Origin of the sequence: Vibrio sp. L3-7, assembly GCF_963898195.1 — a bacterium.
GTDB lineage: Bacteria > Pseudomonadota > Gammaproteobacteria > Enterobacterales > Vibrionaceae > Vibrio > Vibrio echinoideorum.
Map to the genome: position 1 here is coordinate 27993 of NZ_CAWQUW010000074.1, position 21316 is coordinate 49308.

Consider the following 21316-nt stretch of genomic DNA (forward strand, 5'->3'; position numbering starts at 1 on the left):
CGGTACTTCGCTTTACTCAATATTGAATAAAAGACCTAGCACATGCTAGGTCTTTTTTTTCGACTTACTCAATATAAAAAGTCCTCAAGACCAATACTCAGTCGTCACTCACCCGCCTTAACAAACGCGCTTAACTCTGATTGAGGGTGTTCGGCCGTCAACACTTCTATTGAATCTTCAACCAACACTTTACCTAACGCGACAAAAACAAATTTATTCGCGATACTTCTAGCATCACCTAAATGGTGGGTCACCATCAAAACAGTAATATTTCGCTCTGCCGCTAATCGCCTCACTAGGTTAAGCATCTCTTCGCGAAGCAAGGGATCAAGCGCAGAAAAAGGCTCATCAAGAAGCCAAATATCATGTGGCTGAACAAAACAGCGGGCTAACGCTACACGTTGACGTTGGCCACCAGATAATTGCTCAGGCAACCTATCTAAATACTCAGCAACCCCAACTTGTGTTGCAGCTTGTTCCACTTCGAGCTTTTGGGCTGCTGTAAGCTTTAACCCTGGATGCAACCCCAAACCAATATTCTCACGCACAGTAAGGTGAGCAAACAGGTTATGTTCTTGGAACAACATTGCCAATGGACGTTGGTATGCCTCTTTACCAATCAGAGATTGACCTGCCACTGAAATCTCACCCGAGGTAGGTTCAATAAATCCAGCTACCAATGCCAGCAATGTTGATTTACCTGCACCGCTTGCTCCCATCAACGCAACAATGTCGCCCTGCTCTGCTTGAAAATCAAAACTAAACAACTCTCGGTGATAGTGGTAGTCCACATCTTTCATCACTAACATCATCGGTTCCTTAACCCTTTAGCATCTAGCTTTGAGTTTCGAGTAAATAAAAATTCAATCAGACTAAAACTACCGACACTCAACAACAGCAGACTGACCGAAACAACGGCTGCTGCTTCCATCTGATAGCTGCCTAGCAACTGGAATAGATACAAAGGTAATGTTCTAAAGTCTTGGCTACCAAATAAGGCAATCGCACTTAAATCTCCCATCGCAAGCATGAAGCTGATTGAGAATGCATGTGCCATAGGTTTGCGTAATGCACGCCACTCCACCAGCCTGAATCGCGTAAAGCCAGTCATCCCTAGACTCGCACAAACATACTGATACTGCTGAGACAGGTGCAACATAGGTTGAGCCAAGGTTTTAATTACGTAAGGCAGCGCCATCAAGCTGTTCACGGCAATCACAATAAAGAAAGCCAAGCTGAACACATCGGTAAATGAACGCAGCAATAAAAAAAGACCAGTACTGATCACTAACCCCGGCGTCACTAAAATAATCGTACCAATCAACTCGATTTTATCAGCTCGAAAATTCTTGTTCTGTAAGCGCCATGCACGACTGGTCAGCAGTATCGCAATACCGATAAAGACAGCGATAACACTGGCCAAAGAAGCCACCCGAACCGAAGTCATTAACGCCGCCCAAAACGGTTCACTGCTGAGTACCGTCAACGCTTGTGAGTTAATGCCACTGAAGATAACCATGGCTAATGGCGGCAATACCAGCATTGAGACTACGATGATCCAAAAGCTATCCCAAGCTTTTGACCACCAGCTATCCTTAACCAAATATTTCTCTTCCGACAGCTGACTGGCTGTCACGGAAATAGGCTTAGACAAACGCTGAATACTCACCGCTAGCACACCACACAATAGCATTTGCCATATTGCGAGTAACGCACCGGCCTGCAGGTCAAAGTCGAATTTAATTGCTTGATAGATGGCCAACTCGATAGTGGTCGACTTTGGGCCTCCACCTAAAGCCATTACAGTAGCAAAGCTGGTAAAACACAACATGAAGACTAAGCCACAAACATGTGGCAGTTGCTGCCTTAAACGCGGCCATTCAACCCATTTAAATTTATTCCAGTGACTCATACCCAAATGAGCACACAGCTTATGTTGCTCGGCAGGCACGGTATCCAAAGCTTGTAAAAGTAAACGGCTAGCATAAGGCAGGTTAAAGAAGATATGTGCGAGCAAAATGCCATTCAAACCATAAATCGAGAATGGCAATTCAATGTCGAAGTTCGCCAAAAATTTAGCTAGCCAACCACTGTTGCCATAAATTGCAAGCAAGCCAAATACACCGACCAGCACTGGCAGAACCAAAGTCGACGCGAACAGCCTTAGCAATAGAGCCCGTCCAAAAAATTGCCTGCGACACAGAGCGTGCGCAATAGGTATAGCAAAGCCAACACTCAGTAAAGTTGAGAGTGTTGCTTGATAAAAACTGAATTTCGTCACATGCCAATAGTAAGGATCGGACCATACTTGGCTGATATCAAGAGAAGGGGCATTGCTAAGCAATGCCCCAACTGCTGAAACCACGAAGGCGGTAATGAGTATCGCAACCCAGATCCCGACCTTAGGTGTTTTCTTTATCATAAATTGATTTTTTACCGTAAATAGTTCGCTCAAAGTATATCGAACGAACCTTTAAATACAGAAAGTTAAAAGCTAGTTTTTAGAAAGCTAATCGTTAGACAATTAAGCTAGAAAGCTAAGTTAGAAAGTAAGTGCACTCTGCCATTCGCGAATCCAAGCCTTACGCTTAGAGGCGATTTCTTCAGGCGTAAAGCTCAGAGCTTTCTGCGGTACCGTTAACTGCTCGAACCCTTTTGGTAGTTCGATGTCAGTCACTGGGTACATCCAGTTGCCCGTTGGCATCGCCGATTGGAACTCGTCACTTAGGATAAACGCCATAAACTCATCAGCCAGTTTTTCGTTCTTACTGCCTTTAACCTTAGCTGCCACTTCGACTTGAGTGTAATGGCCTTCTTCGAAGCTTGCTGCTACGTACTTAGAGTCACTTTCTGCAATGATGTGGTAAGCAGGAGATGTTGTGTAAGACAAGACTAAGTCCGACTCGCCTTCTAAGAACATAGAGTAAGCCTCAGACCAGCCTTTAGTAACCGTAACCGTCTTCTGAGCAAGCTTCTTCCAAGCTGCTGTCGCTTCATCACCGTATACTGACTTCATCCATAGCATCATGCCTTGACCCGGCGTTGATGTACGTGGGTCTTGGTAAATAACCTTGAGGTCGTCACGCTGCTCAACCAGTTCTTTCAAGCTCTTAGGTGGGTTTGCTAGTTTCTCTTTGTTATAGATAAACGCAAAATAGCCAAAGTCATAAGGGACAAAGGTGCTGTCGTTCCAGCCGTTAGGAAGTGTCACTGATGACGTATCAACACTGTGCTCAGTCAATAAACCCGTCGCTTTTGCTTCAGCCATTAGATTGTTATCTAGGCCTAACACGATATCTGCTTTGCTATTACCGCCTTCAAGGCGCAAGCGGTTCAGAATCGACACGCCATCTTCTAGCGCGACAAAGTTCACATCGCAGCCACACTTTTCTTCAAATGCTTTTTCAACGGCAGGACGAGGGCCCCAATCCGCTGCAAAAGAGTCATAGGTATAAACCGTTAGGGTATTGTCTGCAGCAAAGGCAGAAAAAGAGATGGCTGTAGTAACAGCAAGAGTTGTTAATGTGAATTTCACTGGACGCTCTCCATGGTCTGAGCGGCACAGGTTTGAGGGAGGAGAACGGTAGAAGTTGTTCCTAACTCAATTCCTACGCCAGCATTATCTGGTTCAGGTTTACGGGTCCCAAGCACTTGCTTGATCTCAGCTCGCATTCATTATTTGAATGGTTCGCTCCCCGATGAGTGTTCAGAATTGTAATTCGAATTTTAACAATAAGCTATCAAGTTTGGATCAATTACGTTGATCGTAACCCCAACGTGGCACTAAACCTTGCTCGATGCCAAGATGATCCAGAATGCGCGCCACCATAAAATCGACCAGATCTTCAATCGATTTAGGTTGATGATAAAAACCCGGGGCAGCAGGCATAATCGTCACACCCATGGTCGATAGCTTATGCATGTTCTCTAAGTGCAGCGTCGAAAATGGCGTCTCACGAACCACCAACAATAGTTGGCCTCGTTCTTTCATGACCACATCTGCAGCTCGTTCAATCAGATTATCCGATAAGCCATGAGCAATTGAAGCCAAGCTTCCTGCGGAACATGGGCAGACTACCATCTGCTTCGGCGCTGCAGAACCAGAGGCAACCGGCGAGAACCAATCATCTTTGCCACACACAACCAGCTTTTCGGGGTCACACCCAAGGTGTTTAACCAAAGCTTGTTTCGCTGCATCTGGTCCAGCAGGTAACTTGAGTTCATGCTCGGTCGCCAACACCACTCTCGCTGCCGACGATATCAGTAAATAGACCTGATAATCCGCCGCCAAAAGGCATTCAAGTAAACGCAGGCCATAAGGTGCACCTGATGCGCCAGTGAAAGCGAGGGTTATAGCTTTATCGTGTTTTGTCATGTTCTCATTTACTTCAAAATATAAGGTCGTGGATCAGTTAGCCCTTGAGTGCCAACGCATCCAACAATTTCTGGTGAATACCACCAAAGCCACCATTACTCATTACTAAGATTTGGTCGCCCGCTTGTGCCTCTGAGACAATTTTAGCAACGAATGCATCCATGTCATCACTTAAGTGCGCGGGTTGATGGCACGCATCGGCAACATCTTGTACAGACCAATCAATGTTATCCGGTTGGAATAAGTAGGTAGAATCCGCCTGCTTGAGCGAATCAGCCAAGGTTTCTTTGTGCACACCGCGCTTCATGGTGGCAGAACGAGGCTCTAAAACGGCAATGATTTTGTTCGTATCGACCTTATTACGTAGGCCGCCCAGCGTAAGTTCAATCGCCGTTGGGTGATGTGCAAAATCGTCATAGACAGAAACACCGCCCACCTCACCTTTAAACTCTAAGCGACGCTTGGTATTAATGAAAGTTGCCAGTGATTCACATCCTAAGTCGGGTGTCACACCAACATGTCTTGCCGCCGCAATCGCCATCAAGGCATTACTTACGTTATGATCGCCAACCAAATCCCAGTCTACGGTTCCAACACATTCGTCTTGGAAATAGACCTCAAATTTGGAGCCATCTTTAACCAGTTTCTTAGCATCCCAATCGCCAAGTTCGCCGCTCGATTCAGTCTCACTCCAACATCCACGAGTTAGAACATCTTCAATCGCCCTATCTTGCTTCGGTGAGAAAATACGACCATTACTTGGCACAGTGCGAACCAAATGATGAAACTGTCGCTTGATTGCTTCAAGATCATCAAAGATATCTGCATGATCGAATTCGAGATTGTTCATCACTAACGTTCTTGGGTGGTAGTGAACAAACTTAGAGCGCTTATCAAAGAATGCACTGTCGTATTCGTCGGCTTCAACCACGAAGAACATGCTTTCACCAAGGCGAGCAGAGATACCAAAGTTACCAAGCACACCACCGACAAGGAAGCCCGGAGCGTAACCGCAGTCTTCAAGGATCCAAGCCAGCATGCTCGATGTTGTTGTCTTGCCATGCGTTCCCGATACCGCCAGAACCCAACGGTCATGCAGTAAGAACTCTTGTAACCACTGCGGCCCTGATGTGTATCTAAGATTGTTATCCAATACATACTCAACACATGGGTTACCACGGCTCATCGCATTGCCAATGACCACTAAGTCAGGTCTTGGTTCTAATTGGCTAGGGTCGAACCCTTCAATAATCTCAATCCCCTGAGACTCCAACAAAGTGCTCATTGGAGGATAAACATTCGCGTCACTACCCGTAACCTTGTGGCCTAATTGACGAGCCAATACCGCAGCACCACCCATGAAGGTGCCACAAATCCCTAAGATATGAATATGCATATATTGCTTCCAAACGCTTGGCTAAATGAGCCATGTCTAAATCAAATTACTTGCACTCATTATCATTAAATGGCGATTAAAAGCGAGTCACAATGCAAAACAAATTTAGTCGACATAGTAAGTGAGATCTGTGTCGCTTAGTTCATTACCATTAAAAAGATCTAAGCCGTAGAATTTAGGTAAGCGTCTAGATGAATAAAGCCCACACAAGAGGCAAATTCTACGGTGCTCAAATCCCCCCCTAATATTCAGAGAAGTTTAAGGAAATAACATGTCTGAGATGCGCACCCTTGGTGAGTTCATTGTTGCAAAACAAAATGACTTTCCCCATGCAAGTGGTGATCTATCATCCCTTTTGTCATCAATTCGTCTTGCTGCGAAAATTGTTAACCGTGAAATCAACAAAGCAGGTCTTGTCGACATTACTGGCGCTGTTGGTACAGACAACGTTCAAGGTGAAGAGCAACAAAAGCTAGACCTTTACGCAAACGACAAATTTAAAGCGGCTCTAGAAGCTCGTGACCAAGTTTGTGGCGTTGCAAGTGAAGAAGAAGACGAAGCGGTTGCCTTCAATAAAGAGCTCAACAAAAACGCAAAATACGTTGTTCTGATGGATCCATTAGATGGTTCTTCAAACATCGATGTGAATGTATCGGTTGGTACAATTTTCTCTATCTACCGTCGAGTATCACCGATTGGCACTCCGCCAACACAAGAAGATTTCCTACAACCTGGACACAAGCAAGTCGCTGCGGGTTACGTAATTTACGGTTCTTCAACCATGCTTGTTTACACAACAGGTGCTGGCGTAAATGGCTTCACCTACGACCCATCGCTGGGTACCTTCTGTCTATCTCATGAAAACATGATGATCCCTGATGAAGGCAAGATTTACTCGATCAACGAAGGTAACTACTTCCGTTTCCCAACGGGTGTTAAAAAGTACATCAAGTACTGCCAAGAAGATGAGCCGAGTGATAACCGTCCTTACACCTCTCGTTACATTGGTTCTCTAGTATCAGACTTCCACCGTAACCTGCTGAAAGGCGGTATCTACTTATACCCAAGCACACAAAGTCACCCTCAAGGAAAACTGCGTCTGTTGTACGAGTGCAACCCAATAGCTTTCCTTATGGAACAGGCTGGTGGTATCGCATCAGACGGTGTTCAACGTATCATGGATATCAAGCCAACTGAGTTGCATCAACGTGTACCTTTCTTTGTTGGAACGACAGATATGGTTCGCAAAGTAGAAGAGTTTCTTGAGCTTAACCGAGACTAATTCTCACGCTTATTTCTCGAAATAGAGTCACTAAAAAAGCCAGCATCATAGATGCTGGCTTTTTGTTGTTTGTTGTATCTATTTAAGCGCGAGACAGTATTATCGAATTTCAAACTTCGATTCTGCGCCCCGTTCAAAGTTGAAACGGAACCATTTATCGACATCATCGCAAATCCCAAGGTAAGTCTCACCACGGCGCCCTAAAGCTCTTGGGTTTTGAGAGCAATACTGAGTTTTACCGACTTCATAACCTTGCCCGTATGCTGCATATAAATTTGCATCAATCGATGGTGATGAGGCTGCTTCAGCCAAGCTCATTTCACTCTGCTTTGTTTTTCCTTTGAGTGCCATTTCTTCACCAAAGCTCTGCCAATCGGTCGTGTTCATTGATGTGGGTGGCGGGGTTTGCGCACAACCAAATAGCATTACTGATAACACCAATAATATATATTTCATAATTTCCTCCTGATGGAAAAGACTAGCTCATACATTGAGACTGTTAGCTATTACGTCAGAATGCTTCCAGTAGTTCATTCACTATAGCGGGTTGTCCCGCTTACACCAGTCACCCGAAAGTATTTCTTTATTAGCTGTTAGATCAAGCTGATACAAATATACCCATGCTAATCCAAATATAGTCTCTATTTGCTCGCGACGATACTCAACAGGAACATCTTCTAGCCGATCGAGCGACGCCAAAACTTCGTCGTTAATGATATAGACCTCACCAACGACACTTTTCTTTCCAAGAATCATCGCTGGATAAGCAACTAAGTCAAAAAGAGCATAACTTTGTGGTGTATCAAACCTGCCTAAGTACTCGCATTGCTGCAAATAGTGGTGGTTCGATTGACCTTGTCTCAACGTTCCATATACAAAAACAAGATGCTGCATAAATACCCCATAATCCTTTCGATTTGCATGCCGACCAATGGATGAAACCTCAGCAACTCGAATTCAAATTGATTTACTCAAATTCAAATTGATAAAGAAGATCCACGGCACTATCGAGACCAGATACGGCTTCCACGTAGAGATCCTGCATCAATCGATAACGAACGGTAAACTCGCCTAACGAGTTAAAGATACCCACACCATATTTCACCTGTAAACCTGGGAGAATATAGCCACTTACCGTAACCTGAGAGTCATCCCCAGAGCCTGCGGTGTCCAGTTGTAAATCCTGTACACCAAAGGCTTCGCCGATTTCACCAACGACCTTACCGCTCTTCGCTAAGCTCAAACCAATTAACGTAGTCGTCATAGAACCACTCGACTCTCCATCGATATCTTGACCACGTAAAATATAAGACAGCGCGTTGGCTTGTGGCATGGCAGGATCAGAATAAATCTCGATTGTTGGCTCTGTCGCTGGGCCTGTAACTCGAATCCCTGCAGTCACATCATCTTGAGTATTATCCGGGTTACGAATCGCATTTATTGCCACGTATGGCTGATCTGGAGGTCCATTCATCAGGATTTTACCCTCTTCGATCAAGAGATCTTGCCCGAATGATTGATAAGTACCATCCACGATATTCACTTCACCTGTGATAAATGGGCCTTGATCTTTTTGAGCTACATTCAACTTACCGACTAAATCACCTTCTAAGCCAAAAGCAGAAAGTTTAAAGTCATCCCCTATCGAGATATTAATATTGGTTACAACATCAAATGGGATCGTCGATTCAGTCTCAGGTTTGAGGTCTTTATTTAAAATGATCTGATCAGAAGAAACGCCGATAGCCGAAGGCGGTAAATCTTCAACCAAAATTCGTCCCCAAGGCAATTTAATGTCGCCCGTTATTTTGGCCAACTTTGGAGTGACATCAATGGTCATGTCAGGAACAACTTTAACCTTAACCATCGGTGGAACATCGACCATCAATTCGTCTGCAAAGATTCGGACTTTTGATCGCCACGCTTGAAGATCCTGCCAATCCCCAGAACCCTCGATATCAAGATGACCATCCGGAGTTTCGACATTCGCATCAAGCTTCGCGCTGTAACCATCAAAGTCGAGATCAATACGACCATCTTTCACATCAACAGGCGTTACATCACCCTTGACTTGAATCCCAGCCACAGAGAATTGACCGAAGACCTGAGGATGCATCAAAGAGCCTTTTACTTTTAAATCACTCTCAAGATCGGCCTTCAATAAGCTGTATTCGCCAAGAATCGGTTGTAAGAAATCTAGATGGAACGTTGTCAGATTAATTGCCGCATCGACCATTTTATCTTCAGCGAGAATATCCGGTAACGACACCGTGCCAGACAGGTCGCCATTATCAGATACATCCAGTTTAAAGTCGGCGTTCAGTTGGTTGTCTTTCAACTGAGCATTCAATGTAATACTTTCCCAACCCAGCGTGATTGGCTCTCCGACTTGCTGAACAACCTGACCTTTCGGCATATCGACGCTAACCGTAACTTCTGGCTCACCTTGTTCTGACCACTTAGCATGAACCGCGGCATTCACTAAGCCCTGTAGTTGTGTCTCTTTAGGGACAAAAGCTTTAATCTGTTCGAAGTCGAATTGGTTGATCGCCAATCTCACCTCACCCGACTTTCCAACACGAACATCTTCATCCAGACACACACTCGAACCAGATTGCTTCCAACAATGTGCTTGTACATCAGCAAACTGCTTGTCAACATCCGCCTTAATCGAGACAGGTTGTTCTAACACCCAAGGTCCTTGCTGAGTGGTAATTTTGACTCTGTCTAACGACCCATCCCAAATAAGAGAAGGTTTTTGAATCAATTCACCGGAAATAGCTAAGCTTGTAGACACGATGTCGGATATCACATCAAGTGTCACTGTATGCTTCTTCTCACCACCGTTCACCGTTAACCCAATACTTTCAACCTTTTGATCTTGATAGGTTAGGTTATTCGCTTTCAATACCAGATCGGCCTGAGGCGCTGGTAATGGAGTAACAGAACCACGAAGAGACAATGATTCTAATGTGGCTTCATTGTTCCAATCTACACGATCGACGTTAAGAGAAAGGTCGATATCCGGCTCTTTGAAAGGTCCGCTTAAATTAATATCGCCAATCACTGTACCTTTCAGTTCAGGAACGCTTTTCGCTAATTGAGGAAGGTTAATTGCAACGCTCATATCCCATTGTTTATCAAGCTGCCCCTGTGCCTTTATCGAGTTGTCACCGTGAGCTAAACTCAAGCCACTGGTTTTCAGCTTAGGTTCGCCGCTTGCACTGCGGTCAGACGCAGATAACTGCCCCTCGATATCCAGAGGGTATTCTCGCAAGATTCCTTCAATATCCAGCTTAGGCAGTTCAATCGCCCAACCACCTACTTCTGTTAGTTCACCAGAAGTGACTAGGCTTCCGCTAATCTTGCCTTCTGCTTCCGGCCACTGTAATCCTGGCTGAATATCTTGTAACGTAATCTCAGCCTGCCAGTTAACGAGCTCTTTCCAATTCGCTTTAACCACACCATTAAGCTCCCCTCCCAGAGTGTTTAATTTGAGTCGTTCAAGCTCAATCTGTTCCGTCGTGCCTTTGCCCTTTAGGTCAATAGCTAATGCAGGAATATCCTTACCATCAGCGTCTCCCTTAAGCTGTACATGGAAACCATCTAATGAACCATCAGCCTTAAACCGCTCAATTGCAGTTTGGTAGTCACTTTTACCTGCCAGAGGCCATTGCGCTTGACCATCTTCTAAAAGAAGGTCAAATGGCAGAGTTGGCTCTAAAGGTTGAATATCCCCAGACAGCTTTGCCTCAATCAATTCAGAAAACTGAGAATCTAGGCTTAGCTTGGCCACGCTACCTTGTGCTTTCAGCGATAACTTCTGACCAGCGAGGTCGGTTTCTTTCACTAAAGCATCTAAAGAAAGATCTAACGGGTAGCCACCTTTAAGCTCAACCTTAGCCGCAAGGTTAGCGCTTGCTTGTGGCATATCAAGCTCTAGAGTAGAAACATCGACCGTATGTTTACCTGCTCGAGCTTCTAGCCCAAGGTGGTTCACTACAATTGGGGTTTCTTGATCTAAGGTGAAACGGTTAAGGTCAAAACGTTCGAGCACGATCTGCAAAGGAATCCAGACTTCAGGTAACTCAATCGCTGTTTTAACCGTCTCTTCTGGTTCCACAATTTCAGCTTGTGTCTTTTCTGTCGACTCAGCGAGCTTAACTCTGAGATCATTCAACAAAGTCGGCGATACTGTCAGCTTTTCACCTTGCATGCTCAAAGCTGTTGAGAACAGGCTCCACTCAATTTGATGACCTAAGATATTCAACTTAATATCAGACAAAGAGATACGGTTAATAACTATAGGCAGCGGTGTTTTCACCGATGTCACTGGCGGAGTCGGTTCTGTTTCTTCTGCAGAGGCTGGAGGCAATTCCGTGAATGCGAAGTCCAAACCTTGAATCGCTAAGCGGTCGACACACAATTTAGGGTCGAGTAAACAACGAGGATTAATAGCCAAGTTCAGCTTTTTAACCTTGGTGTCGATATGCAAGCTGGCATCTTTAAACTGAACATTATTAAGCGTAAAGCTTGGGAACAAAGCCCCTTTGGTACTTTCCACTTTAAGTTGTGGCAATGCTTTTTCAGCGCCCCATAGCACTGTGTTCAACCCTGGATTGGTGAACAAAACAAAACCGAGCAGGGCTATCAACAACAACAAAATAGACGTCAACGAAATCGACGTCCATTTAATGCATTTGCCCATCACTTTGATCATAATTCTGGCCCTAAACTAAAGTGCAGTTGGAACTCATCGCCTTTCTTCGCATCTAGACCCCAAGCAAAATCTAAACTAACAGGTCCAACGGGCGATCCCCAACGAACCCCGACACCGGTACCGTGTTTCCATTCTGGAGTGTCATTGAAGGCATCACCAATATCGTAGAAAGCCGCGCCCCACCAATTTCCAACTAAGCGGTATTGGTATTCAAGTGAACTGGTTGCGATAAATTTGGCACCCGTTAGTGCGCCACTTTCATCTTTAGGAGAGATTGATTCATAACCATAACCACGGATACTGTTATCACCACCAGCAAAGAACCTGAGCGAGGGAGACAGCTTCTCAAACTCGTCGGCAAAGTTACCACCGAATTGAAGGCGAGCTAAACCTCGGTGATTATTGCCAATACTCCTAATCCACGCAGTTTGGCCTTGGAAACGTACCACCTTGGTTTCAGACAACAAGGTGTCATCAGCTGCCTCAAACATGATGCTCTGTTTATCACCCCACATCGGCATCGAACCACCTCGAGTTCGAGTTCGAGAAAACGACACACCAGGCAACACAAATTGCGCTAAGTCATCTTGTAGACCTTGTTCATAGTTTTCGATTAAGTACCGAATGAACACCGTACGTTGCCAGCCATTATCCAGTCGCCAATATCTTTCCAAGGCTAGGTTTGACTCCAAACTTTTGGTATCACGGTTATCCAAGTTCTTCATACCGTACTTAACTTGATAGTAGTCATTAAGCACATCATCCAGCGGGATTTTATAAGTCGCCGTAATCGTCTGCTCAGGCTTGGAGATCGACAAGCTACTATTGAAGCTATGACCTCGGTCGTTAACCCAAGGCTTCTTCCATTTGAGAGTACCTTTTACACCAAGGTCAGTTGAGACACCGATACCGGTTTCGATTTGATTACGCGCTTGCGGTGCAAGGCTAACCTTCATCGGAATTTCTCGGCCCTCGCCTAGTTGGCTTAAATCAGGCTCAACAAAGACAGAAGAGAACCAATCAGTATTGGAAAGATTCTGGTTGTACTGGCCTACTTTGGTAATCGAGTATGGTTCACCGTCTTCAAATGGTTTAAGCGATTGCACCTTATCTTCTTTAATCTGACTGCCAGTAACCTGAGTGGTGCCAAAGTGATATCGAATTCCACTGTTATAATGAAGACGAACATAAGCACGGTTTAATTCAGGAGCAACCTCTAGCTTGCTTACCTCATACGCACCATCGAAATAGCCTTTCGCTAATCCAAGGTTACGTATCGACGATTTCAGAGAATCATAATTACCATGATTAAGGATTGAACCTTTAGACAGCTGACTCTTAGCGATCAACGCTAAAAAATCAGGATCATCTTCGGCTTCACCGCTCAATACAATATCTGAGGTATAAATAACAACGGGTTCCCCTTGCTCAACCATTACGGTCAATTCAGAGTCGTCTTCGGAGTGAGAAAATGTGATTAGAGGTTGGTAGTAACCTAACGCATTCAGCGCTTCTTTGATCATAGATTCCAAGCGAGATTGAAACCTAAGCGAAACTGAATACTCTTCTTCAGGAACAGCACTCAAATAAGCATCAACATTATCCTCAAGCGCTCCATCAAGCCCCTTAATCTCAAGGGAAACGTCAGCGAAAGCGAGCGTTGATGACAGTAGAGTGCCAATCAGAACTGGTAAAGTTTTTCTCATCATGTTTAATTGGTGAAGAAGTTATCAATACGTTAAGAAGTGAAAAGAAATAGTACCGCTAAAAAGACATTGAGTCTGTAATAAATACTGCAATAACACGGTCTAATTTAAATACTTATTCAATATGAACTCGCAGTAAATATGAGCCTACAGTTAATATAAACCTAGAGCTAATGTTAACTAACGCGGTAAACGTATGCAAAAAGGAATACAACATGCTAAATAAACAACTACTGGTTTCCGCAACAACCGCGTTACCGGGCAATGCTGACCCAATTCGAATTACTGAGCGCCATTTTCTCAATCAAACCGACTTACTCGATACTCCAACGGGTTCCCAACAAGAAGTCCTACTTGGTATGGGATGCTTCTGGGGAGCAGAGCGACTGTTGTGGCAATTAGATGGCGTAATTTCTACATCCGTAGGCTACGCAGGTGGATACACAGTCAATCCAACCTATGAGCAAGTATGTAGTGGGCAAACAGGCCATACCGAAGTTGTTCGTGTCATTTTTGATAGTGAGCAAACGTCTTTAGCGCGAATACTTGAGACCTTCTGGGAACGTCACGACCCGACTCAAGGTATGCGTCAAGGCAATGATTTAGGCACTCAATATCGCTCCGCTATCTACACCTTTAGTGAAGAACAACAAGCTATCGCTGAGCAATCTCGACATGAATATCAAAGAGCAATGACTGAGTCTTTAGGCAACGAGATCACAACGGAAGTTCTCCCTGCTGGAAAATATTTTTTTGCAGAAACGTACCACCAGCAGTATCTAGCAAAAAATCCTAACGGTTACTGTGGTTTGGGTGGAACGGGTGTGTGTTTCCCTCCACAATAAATAGTGCTAGGCCGCAAACTAAAACGACACCCATTAAAAAAGGGCTTCCATTAAGAAGCCCTTTTTCGTTGTAGTTTATTTTGTATGAGACAAATCGATAAGTGTCAGTTACACCGGCAACGCAGCAATCGTGCCGTTAACTTCTTTAAAAATAGTGAGCTTTTGTTTGTCTGAAACTTCAGGAAGAAGCACCTTGCCTTGGTCGAAGCGAAACTCTCCGACACCTTCAATAGCAAACTGGCCTTTGAATAGGACTTTAACGAAACGCGCCACCTGACGTGGACGGTAAGTAGAAAATTCTCTTAACATAATACAACCTCAATTCCATTTGAGTACAACAGCGGTTCCCCTGAACAAAGCTTTGTTCAAAGCACATTTTATAGCTAAATCCGTTAGCTAATAGCAAGATAATCTATTGTTTACCCTGATACTGTCGCATTATACCTTTTAGTAACAAGCTCGCAACTTATTTCTACACCGTACGATAAAAAAGTTAAAGAGGCATTTTTCAGATTTCATATTATACTTCCAATGCAAACCAATAAGCGGAACAAAAATATAATGAAAAACAAAACTCTACTGGCTTTTTTAGCCGCAGCCTCTCCACTCTTCGCCAATGCTCATAATCTATCCGTAGGCACTTCTTTGCCTGCTGTCGATGTTAGCAATTATGGTGAAATTGTCCTAAACGACGGTAAAACAGGATATCAAGCTTGGGCAACCAATGATCTCCTAGGAAAAGTTCGCGTCGTTCAAGCTATCGCTGGCCGCAGCAGCTCTAAAGAGCTCAACGCACCACTGATGGCTGCAATTACAGCATCGAAATTCTCAGAAGACAGCTACCAAACCACCACCATCATCAACCAAGATGATGCTATTTGGGGGACTGGGTCTTTTGTTAAATCATCAGCCGAAAGCAGCAAAGAAGAATTTCCATGGTCTTCTATGGTGCTAGATGAAGACGGAACGGTAGCTTCAGCATGGGCTTTAAAAGAAGAAAGCTCAGCGATCATCGTTCAGGACAAACAAGGTGAAATTTTGTTTGTTAAAGAAGGCGCACTCAATGAATCAGAAGTCGTTCAAGTCGTTGAGCTGATTAAAGCGAGTCTTTAATTAGATATTCGCGTCTTTTTCGAGACCTGACCAAAGGATATTGTTATATTATAACAGTATCCTTTTTTAATTCTGTGGTTAATTATCCTCATGTGGCAAAACACACCTAACAATGTGAAACGCAAAACAGGCTTCTTGCTAGGGCTCATGCTCTTGCTAAGCGTGCTAGCAGCCACCCACATGGTGGACATCGACCCAGAACATCATACTTCACATCATTGTGAGCTGTTTTCGATAAACCAATTCATCACGGCACACTCACTCCCACAGATTCCAGAGTTTCATTCAGAGTTTACTGTCGCCATAACAGAACCAGTAAGTTCGTTGCAGCGTTTGTATTTCGCTTATTTAGCTCGTTCCCCTCCTGTAAAGATCGCTTAAATACCACTATTTTTTAATTAATCTTTATTCAGGAAAAAAACATGAAACCTTCTATTTTAGCCGTTGTTATCGGCATGACTCTCTCTACTAATGTTCTTGCTAACGAAGAATTCCGCTCTCATGAAGCACACGTGCACGGTAAAGTTGAAGTAAACATCGCTCAAGACGGACAAGAACTGCTTGTTGAAGTGACAGCTCCAGGTGCCGATGTGGTTGGCTTTGAACATGCTCCCAAAACTGCTGAGCAGAAGAAAATGTTTGAGCAAGCTATCGCACAATTAAACAAGCCAGAAGAACTATTTGATTTCAACAATGTAAGCTGTACGTTGAAATTCAAGTCAGTGACTAACACCTTGGAAGACGACCATGATGACCATGAAGGCCATAACCACGCGGAACATGATCATGATGACCACAAAGGCCATGACCATGCAGAACATGATCACGACGACCACGAAGGCCATGACCATGCAGAACATGATCATGACGACCACGAAGGCCATGACCATGCAGAACATGATCATGATGACCACGAAGGCCATGACCATGCAGAACATGATCATGACGACCACGAAGGCCATGACCATGCAGAACACGATCATGACGACCACGAAGGCCATGACCACTCAGAAGGTGGCCACGGTGAATTCACTGCCGAGTACCACTACCAATGTTCAGATATTGCTAATCTGAATAATGTTAATACTAAGTGGTTCTCAAAGTTCAGTAATACAAAGTCAATGACAGTGAACTTGCTAACAGACAGTGTTCAAACGCAAGAAGTTCTTAATGCAGAACGTGTTAGCTTCCGATTCTAACAATCATTAGATAGATTTTGCGTAGATAAACAGCCAAGTAAGCATTCACTTACTTGGCTTTTAAAACCGGTGTACTCGGGAATTAATTGTCATTTAGACTGTCCAGAAGAGACACCGCTTTAAATATTGGAGCTAGTATGTCTTTTGACAGTTCATCGCTTGTGGTCAAACTAGAAAATATCAGTTTTCGTTGGAAGCCCGAGTTACCCCCAACGTTAGAAATCCCTTCATTACATATCCAACCTAAAGAGCACCTTTTTATCAAGGGACCAAGTGGTTGTGGTAAATCAACACTATTGGGCTTACTCACAGGAATAAATCAGGCGCAACAAGGCGAAGTATCTATCTTAGGCCAAGACCTTACCCAGCTAACACCGCGTCAGAGGGATAAGTTCAGAGCCGATCATATTGGCTATATATTCCAACAGTTCAATCTACTGCCTTACTTGTCAGTCATCGATAACGTGACACTCCCTTGTCAGTTTTCAAAGATTCGCAAACAACAAGTTGCAGAAAGTCAGAACAGCCAGCAAGCCATTGCTCAAGATTTATTACTTAGACTAAAACTGCCTCAATCCTTAATGGACAAACCCGTTACTGAATTGAGTATTGGTCAACAGCAACGTGTCGCTGCAGCCCGCGCCTTAATCGGACAACCTAAAATCATCATTGCCGATGAACCGACATCTGCTTTAGATCATGACAACCGAGAAGCCTTTATTGAGCTGTTACTAGAACAAGCTAATCAAGCGGGTTCCACGCTCATATTTGTTAGTCACGATCCAACGCTAGAAAAATTGTTCTCTCGAACCATAGATTTAAAAACTGTTAACCAAGCTAAGGTTATCGTATGAAAGTAATTACTCACTTAGCCCTAAAAAGCGTACTCAACCGTAAAGCAACGGCCATCCTGACGATTCTCACCGTGGCGGTTTCTGTCATTCTATTACTCGGTGTTGAACGTGTGAGAACCGAAGCCAAAAGCAGCTTTGCCAATACGATTTCAGGTACTGACCTTATCGTCGGTGGCCGCTCTGGTCAGGTCAATCTACTGCTTTATTCTGTATTCAGAATCGGTAATGCCACCAACAATATCGACTGGAAAAGCTATGAAGAATTTAGCCACCACAAAGCTGTAAAATGGGCTGTTCCAATCTCGTTAGGTGATTCTCACAAAGGGTTCCGAGTGATGGGCACCAATCATAGCTACTTTGAAAACTATCGTTACGGAAGTAAGCAGCCACTTACTTTTCAGAAAGGTAAAGAATTTAAAGGGTTATTTGATGTAGTAGTCGGTGCCGATGTCGCCAACAAACTAGATTACAAGATCGGTGATAATATCATTCTTGCTCACGGCATCAGTGACGTTGCCTTCAGCCGACACGATAACCTCCCCTTCACTATCGTAGGTATCCTTTCCCCAACAGGAACACCAGTAGACAAAACGGTTCATGTTTCATTAGAAGCTATTGAAGCAATCCATGTCGGATGGGAATCAGGAGCAAACCTAGGACATACGCCGGATGCTGAAGTACTAAAGCAACGTGACTTCCAACCTAAACAAATTACCGCAATGATGCTTGGGCTCAACTCGAAGATCCAAACCTTTGCACTGCAACGAGAAATCAATAACTACCGCCAAGAACCTTTAAGCGCCATTATGCCGGGCATTGCTCTACATGAATTGTGGGGCATGATGGCCGTTGCCGAACAAGCACTATTAATTGTGTCGGGGTTTGTTGTCGTTGCTGGATTATTGGGAATGCTCAGTAGTCTGCTCACTAGCTTACAAGAACGACGTAGAGAAATGGCGATTCTCCGAGCGATGGGAGCAAGACCTCGTCATGTCTTTGGCTTGCTGATTAGTGAAGCCAGTGCCCTCACCTTCCTTGGCATAACCTTGGGTGTCGCACTCTTGTTTGCCCTGATCGCAGTAGTTGCTCCAATTGTGCAACAAAGTTATGGTATCAATATATCGATATCTGCAATCACGCCTCATGAGTGGAAACTGCTTATGCTGGTACAAATTGCAGGGATCATTATCGGCTTTATTCCCGCTTTCCGGGCTTACCGTCAGTCATTGTCTGATGGCATGACTATTCGAATCTAAATTAGGAACCTACGATGCAACGCAAATTCCTGCTGATACTTGGACTACTTTTATTCCCATTTATCAGCACAGCTCACGCTGAAACAACTCAGAATGACGAATCGGTATTAACACTTGAGTGGATTGACTTAATTCCAGAATCGGAACGAGCTCAACTAGACTCATTTGGCATGCCGATGGTTAACCACGACAGTATGGACAAACCTCAACAATCGACAATTGGCGCTGTTCGCCCAGAGTTAAATGGCAGCACAGTAAAGATTCCTGGTTTTGTGATTCCACTGGAAGGTGATGAGAATATGATCACTGAGTTTCTGCTAGTGCCGTATTTTGGCGCATGTATTCACGTGCCACCACCACCACCGAACCAAATCATCTACGTGAAGTTCCCAAAAGGTGCACCAATCCAGCAATTATGGGATGTGGTTTATTTAGTAGGTACGCTGAAAACTGAGTCAATAAGCCACGACTTAGCACAAACAGGTTATCTTATTGAAGGCACTGCGATTGAAGAATATGACGACATGTAGTCATTAGAAGGGTGGCTCAAGGATGAGCTGCCGTCACTGAACAAATGATCTTATTCAATAACAGTTTCATAACGATGTTGTTTATCTAATTTACGCGATGTAATTAGACAGATAAGCTAGCACAGCCACATATGTAGCGAGTAATAACCCTATGCCAAGCTGTTTCTTCAGCTTGTTATCATTGACTTGATTCATAACTCCCCCTTGAGAATTACAACAAATTTAACATTTTATTATCATTAGCAAAAGTAAAATTTTGTTTAAACCTTCAACTCTGCACGTAAAATCTAGCCACCATTAAGATAAAGAGTTACATTTTAGACAGTTAAGTCGTCTCGTAACGGTACTCTTATGTCAGAAATCAAACAGCCAGTAATCATTGATCATGCTAGCGATACACAACATAAGCATGAGAAAAAGCCTCATATCGCCGACAGTGCCAGCAGAATGTTACACATAGCACAAAGCTTCGGCTTAGATTCCTTAATCAGTCATGGTGCAAAACCAATCGATAAAAGTGAAAGTACACTAATCGAACGGGCACTATTACGTGAGAAGAAACGTAAAGAGTTGCGTCAAAAGAACCTAGAGCAGATTCTTAAACTGGCACACTCTTCATGTAAGGATGAAGCAGCAGGAGATCCTGATCAGGACTGGCTATACCGTTTTTTCGATATGGCGCAAGAGATCCACAATACATCGATGCAGAGGCTATGGGCTCAAGTACTGAAACGAGAAGTCACCAACCCAGGCTCGACGTCGATGAAGGCGCTTCAGATCTTAAAAGACATGACACCAAAAGAAGCGCTCACCCTACAAAGAGCCGCGTCACTGGGTTGTAGCTTTGGTAGTGATAACAGCAGAAAGCTATTACTCGGTTTTAAAACCCATGCTGGGATATTTAACTTTGGCAAAAGAGATACTACCAACACCATCAACCTTGGTGGACACAACCTGCCCTACTCAAGCCTATTACACCTGATTGAACTGGGTATTATTTTGGGGACTGAGTTAGAGTCTGGTGAGATTGATTTCGATCCAGCGTTACACTTGACTTACCAAGGTAAGAGTATGTCCCTGGCGCCTATATCAAAAGGGGTTAAGCTGGTTTACTACCGATTCAGCCCAACAGGCAATGAACTTTGTACCTTGCTTGGGAATAAACCTAACATGCAGTACTACGACCAACTGATTGCATTATTGAACCACAAATTCACAGTACAGACAGAAGTCAAAAGCAGTGTTAACTACACCGTCTAGGTAATAAACGGTGTAGGTAATGAAGTATATTTAGAAGAATAAAGAGAAATTAGAAGATAGGTTTCTTGTCTCGGTAAACCAAAGCTGCACTACTTATAAGTCGTGAATAAGCAGTAAGTAAGTGAGCAGCTTTAGTCATACCAACGATCTCAATTGGCTAAAATATTACGCTTCTCTAATGCATCAATACATAACTCTACCAGTTCATCGAGTGTCTTCTCACCTGCCGGTAGATTAATCTCAGGATTCTCAGGCGCCTCATAAACAGAGCTAATACCCGTGAAGTTTGGAATTTCTCCAGCACGAGCTTTCTTATACAGACCTTTAGGGTCACGCTGCTCGCACACCTCTAGCGGCGTGTTGACAAACACTTCAAGAAATTCGCCTTCCGGCAGTAAGTCTCGCACTAGCTGTCTTTCAGCTTGATGCGGAGAAATAAAAGCCGACAGTACGATTAATCCTGCGTCCGCCATCAACTTTGCCAACTCGCCTATGCGACGAATATTCTCACGACGATCCTGCTCTGAGAAGCCAAGATCGCTACACAATCCGTGACGAACATTATCACCATCCAACAAGTAAGTATGGTAACCAAGCTGTGCTAAGCGATTTTCTAATGCTCCAGCGACTGTCGACTTACCAGAACCAGATAATCCCGTGAACCAGAGCACGGCTGGCTTTTGTGATTTCAGATCAGAGCGGAATGTTTTATCAATCGAGTGCTGATGCCACACAACATTCTCATCTTTTGGTTTGAGTACTGCGGTCATAATTAGTCCT

General features: G+C 44.0%; 20 protein-coding genes and 1 riboswitch. Of the genes, 9 read left to right on the forward strand and 11 right to left on the reverse strand.

Translation table 11 applies throughout. The features are described from left to right. Positions 1-104 precede the first annotated feature (104 nt). From thiQ to mpl, 5 genes are all read right to left on the reverse strand, one after another. The gene (gene thiQ, locus AACW75_RS25525) at positions 105-809 is read right to left on the reverse strand and encodes a thiamine ABC transporter ATP-binding protein (RefSeq protein ID WP_145570052.1); all 705 of its coding nucleotides are present in this window, start codon (positions 807-809) and stop codon (positions 105-107) included. After that, a complete protein-coding gene (gene thiP / locus AACW75_RS25530) occupies positions 809-2422 on the reverse strand; it encodes a thiamine/thiamine pyrophosphate ABC transporter permease ThiP (protein WP_186437179.1) in 1614 nt (537 codons plus the stop codon). Before thiP ends, thiQ begins: the two co-directional genes overlap by 1 nt. A 120-nt stretch (positions 2423-2542) precedes the next feature. Next, the gene (gene thiB / locus AACW75_RS25535) at positions 2543-3535 is read right to left on the reverse strand and encodes a thiamine ABC transporter substrate binding subunit (protein WP_017073451.1); all 993 of its coding nucleotides are present in this window, start codon (positions 3533-3535) and stop codon (positions 2543-2545) included. A gap of 53 nt (positions 3536-3588) precedes the next feature. Next, a riboswitch (TPP riboswitch) is annotated at positions 3589-3708 on the reverse strand. A 43-nt stretch (positions 3709-3751) separates the two neighbouring features. Then, positions 3752-4375 carry a flavin prenyltransferase UbiX gene (locus AACW75_RS25540; protein WP_016787846.1) on the reverse strand — a complete coding sequence of 208 codons (624 nt, stop codon included), beginning with the start codon at positions 4373-4375 and terminating at the stop codon, positions 3752-3754. 37 nt (positions 4376-4412) lie between these two features. Then, positions 4413-5771, reverse strand: a complete 1359-nt coding sequence (gene mpl / locus AACW75_RS25545; protein ID WP_145569952.1) for a UDP-N-acetylmuramate:L-alanyl-gamma-D-glutamyl-meso-diaminopimelate ligase — start codon at positions 5769-5771, stop codon at positions 4413-4415. 271 nt (positions 5772-6042) lie between these two features. Here mpl and fbp point away from each other — a divergent pair, with 271 nt between their 5' ends. Further along, positions 6043-7053 (forward strand): class 1 fructose-bisphosphatase, encoded by a 1011-nt coding sequence (gene fbp / locus AACW75_RS25550; RefSeq protein WP_017073454.1) that lies wholly within the window; start codon positions 6043-6045, stop codon positions 7051-7053. 99 nt (positions 7054-7152) lie between these two features. Here fbp and AACW75_RS25555 read toward each other — a convergent pair whose 3' ends face one another. The 4 genes from AACW75_RS25555 to tamA form a co-directional block, all read right to left on the reverse strand. Next, a complete protein-coding gene (locus AACW75_RS25555) occupies positions 7153-7509 on the reverse strand; it encodes a DUF2799 domain-containing protein (protein WP_145569954.1) in 357 nt (118 codons plus the stop codon). An 81-nt stretch (positions 7510-7590) separates the two neighbouring features. Beyond that, positions 7591-7947 carry a gamma-glutamylcyclotransferase family protein gene (locus AACW75_RS25560; protein ID WP_145569956.1) on the reverse strand — a complete coding sequence of 119 codons (357 nt, stop codon included), beginning with the start codon at positions 7945-7947 and terminating at the stop codon, positions 7591-7593. A gap of 73 nt (positions 7948-8020) precedes the next feature. Further along, positions 8021-11773, reverse strand: a complete 3753-nt coding sequence (tamB, locus tag AACW75_RS25565; protein ID WP_145569958.1) for an autotransporter assembly complex protein TamB — start codon at positions 11771-11773, stop codon at positions 8021-8023. After that, positions 11770-13482 carry an autotransporter assembly complex protein TamA gene (gene tamA, locus AACW75_RS25570; RefSeq protein WP_135458574.1) on the reverse strand — a complete coding sequence of 571 codons (1713 nt, stop codon included), beginning with the start codon at positions 13480-13482 and terminating at the stop codon, positions 11770-11772. The genes tamB and tamA overlap by 4 nt, the downstream gene beginning before the upstream one ends. A gap of 212 nt (positions 13483-13694) precedes the next feature. Here tamA and msrA point away from each other — a divergent pair, with 212 nt between their 5' ends. Beyond that, positions 13695-14324 carry a peptide-methionine (S)-S-oxide reductase MsrA gene (gene msrA, locus AACW75_RS25575; RefSeq protein WP_017073458.1) on the forward strand — a complete coding sequence of 210 codons (630 nt, stop codon included), beginning with the start codon at positions 13695-13697 and terminating at the stop codon, positions 14322-14324. A gap of 108 nt (positions 14325-14432) precedes the next feature. Here msrA and AACW75_RS25580 read toward each other — a convergent pair whose 3' ends face one another. After that, positions 14433-14633 (reverse strand): DUF1107 family protein, encoded by a 201-nt coding sequence (locus tag AACW75_RS25580; protein ID WP_017073459.1) that lies wholly within the window; start codon positions 14631-14633, stop codon positions 14433-14435. 252 nt (positions 14634-14885) lie between these two features. Here AACW75_RS25580 and AACW75_RS25585 point away from each other — a divergent pair, with 252 nt between their 5' ends. From AACW75_RS25585 to AACW75_RS25615, 7 genes are all read left to right on the forward strand, one after another. Continuing rightward, a complete protein-coding gene (locus AACW75_RS25585; RefSeq protein WP_017073460.1) occupies positions 14886-15437 on the forward strand; it encodes a YtfJ family protein in 552 nt (183 codons plus the stop codon). 90 nt (positions 15438-15527) lie between these two features. After that, positions 15528-15818, forward strand: a complete 291-nt coding sequence (locus AACW75_RS25590; protein WP_017073461.1) for a DUF2607 family protein — start codon at positions 15528-15530, stop codon at positions 15816-15818. Positions 15819-15859: 41 nt separating this feature from the next. Then, positions 15860-16636 carry a zinc uptake protein ZrgA gene (zrgA, locus tag AACW75_RS25595; protein ID WP_145569960.1) on the forward strand — a complete coding sequence of 259 codons (777 nt, stop codon included), beginning with the start codon at positions 15860-15862 and terminating at the stop codon, positions 16634-16636. A gap of 137 nt (positions 16637-16773) precedes the next feature. Then, a complete protein-coding gene (locus tag AACW75_RS25600; RefSeq protein WP_017076326.1) occupies positions 16774-17490 on the forward strand; it encodes an ABC transporter ATP-binding protein in 717 nt (238 codons plus the stop codon). Then, positions 17487-18746 carry an ABC transporter permease gene (locus AACW75_RS25605; protein WP_017076325.1) on the forward strand — a complete coding sequence of 420 codons (1260 nt, stop codon included), beginning with the start codon at positions 17487-17489 and terminating at the stop codon, positions 18744-18746. Before AACW75_RS25600 ends, AACW75_RS25605 begins: the two co-directional genes overlap by 4 nt. 14 nt (positions 18747-18760) lie before the next feature. Continuing rightward, positions 18761-19276, forward strand: a complete 516-nt coding sequence (locus tag AACW75_RS25610; protein ID WP_017076324.1) for a DUF3299 domain-containing protein — start codon at positions 18761-18763, stop codon at positions 19274-19276. Between the two features lie 351 nt (positions 19277-19627). After that, complete coding sequence (locus AACW75_RS25615; RefSeq protein WP_145569962.1) at positions 19628-20536, forward strand: TIGR03899 family protein; 909 nt, start codon at positions 19628-19630, stop codon at positions 20534-20536. A gap of 149 nt (positions 20537-20685) precedes the next feature. Here the strand turns inward: AACW75_RS25615 and cysC are convergent, their stop codons facing one another. Then, the gene (gene cysC / locus AACW75_RS25620; RefSeq protein WP_017076321.1) at positions 20686-21306 is read right to left on the reverse strand and encodes an adenylyl-sulfate kinase; all 621 of its coding nucleotides are present in this window, start codon (positions 21304-21306) and stop codon (positions 20686-20688) included. Positions 21307-21316: the final 10 nt, after the last annotated feature.

Bases quoted from the DNA above. Each gene is read 5' to 3' on its own strand.
- tamA (WP_135458574.1), bottom strand. From the start codon at position 13,482: ATGATGAGAAAAACTTTACCAGTTCTGATTGGCACTCTACTGTCATCA.
- AACW75_RS25585 (WP_017073460.1), top strand. From the start codon at position 14,886: ATGAAAAACAAAACTCTACTGGCTTTTTTAGCCGCAGCCTCTCCACTC.
- AACW75_RS25615 (WP_145569962.1), top strand. From the start codon at position 19,628: ATGTCAGAAATCAAACAGCCAGTAATCATTGATCATGCTAGCGATACA.
- AACW75_RS25560 (WP_145569956.1), bottom strand. From the start codon at position 7,947: ATGCAGCATCTTGTTTTTGTATATGGAACGTTGAGACAAGGTCAATCG.
- AACW75_RS25610 (WP_017076324.1), top strand. From the start codon at position 18,761: ATGCAACGCAAATTCCTGCTGATACTTGGACTACTTTTATTCCCATTT.
- msrA (WP_017073458.1), top strand. From the start codon at position 13,695: ATGCTAAATAAACAACTACTGGTTTCCGCAACAACCGCGTTACCGGGC.
- AACW75_RS25600 (WP_017076326.1), top strand. From the start codon at position 16,774: ATGTCTTTTGACAGTTCATCGCTTGTGGTCAAACTAGAAAATATCAGT.
- thiP (WP_186437179.1), bottom strand. From the start codon at position 2,422: ATGATAAAGAAAACACCTAAGGTCGGGATCTGGGTTGCGATACTCATT.
- AACW75_RS25590 (WP_017073461.1), top strand. From the start codon at position 15,528: ATGTGGCAAAACACACCTAACAATGTGAAACGCAAAACAGGCTTCTTG.
- thiQ (WP_145570052.1), bottom strand. From the start codon at position 809: ATGTTAGTGATGAAAGATGTGGACTACCACTATCACCGAGAGTTGTTT.
- AACW75_RS25580 (WP_017073459.1), bottom strand. From the start codon at position 14,633: ATGTTAAGAGAATTTTCTACTTACCGTCCACGTCAGGTGGCGCGTTTC.
- cysC (WP_017076321.1), bottom strand. From the start codon at position 21,306: ATGACCGCAGTACTCAAACCAAAAGATGAGAATGTTGTGTGGCATCAG.
- fbp (WP_017073454.1), top strand. From the start codon at position 6,043: ATGTCTGAGATGCGCACCCTTGGTGAGTTCATTGTTGCAAAACAAAAT.
- AACW75_RS25540 (WP_016787846.1), bottom strand. From the start codon at position 4,375: ATGACAAAACACGATAAAGCTATAACCCTCGCTTTCACTGGCGCATCA.
- AACW75_RS25605 (WP_017076325.1), top strand. From the start codon at position 17,487: ATGAAAGTAATTACTCACTTAGCCCTAAAAAGCGTACTCAACCGTAAA.
- AACW75_RS25555 (WP_145569954.1), bottom strand. From the start codon at position 7,509: ATGAAATATATATTATTGGTGTTATCAGTAATGCTATTTGGTTGTGCG.
- tamB (WP_145569958.1), bottom strand. From the start codon at position 11,773: ATGATCAAAGTGATGGGCAAATGCATTAAATGGACGTCGATTTCGTTG.
- mpl (WP_145569952.1), bottom strand. From the start codon at position 5,771: ATGCATATTCATATCTTAGGGATTTGTGGCACCTTCATGGGTGGTGCT.
- zrgA (WP_145569960.1), top strand. From the start codon at position 15,860: ATGAAACCTTCTATTTTAGCCGTTGTTATCGGCATGACTCTCTCTACT.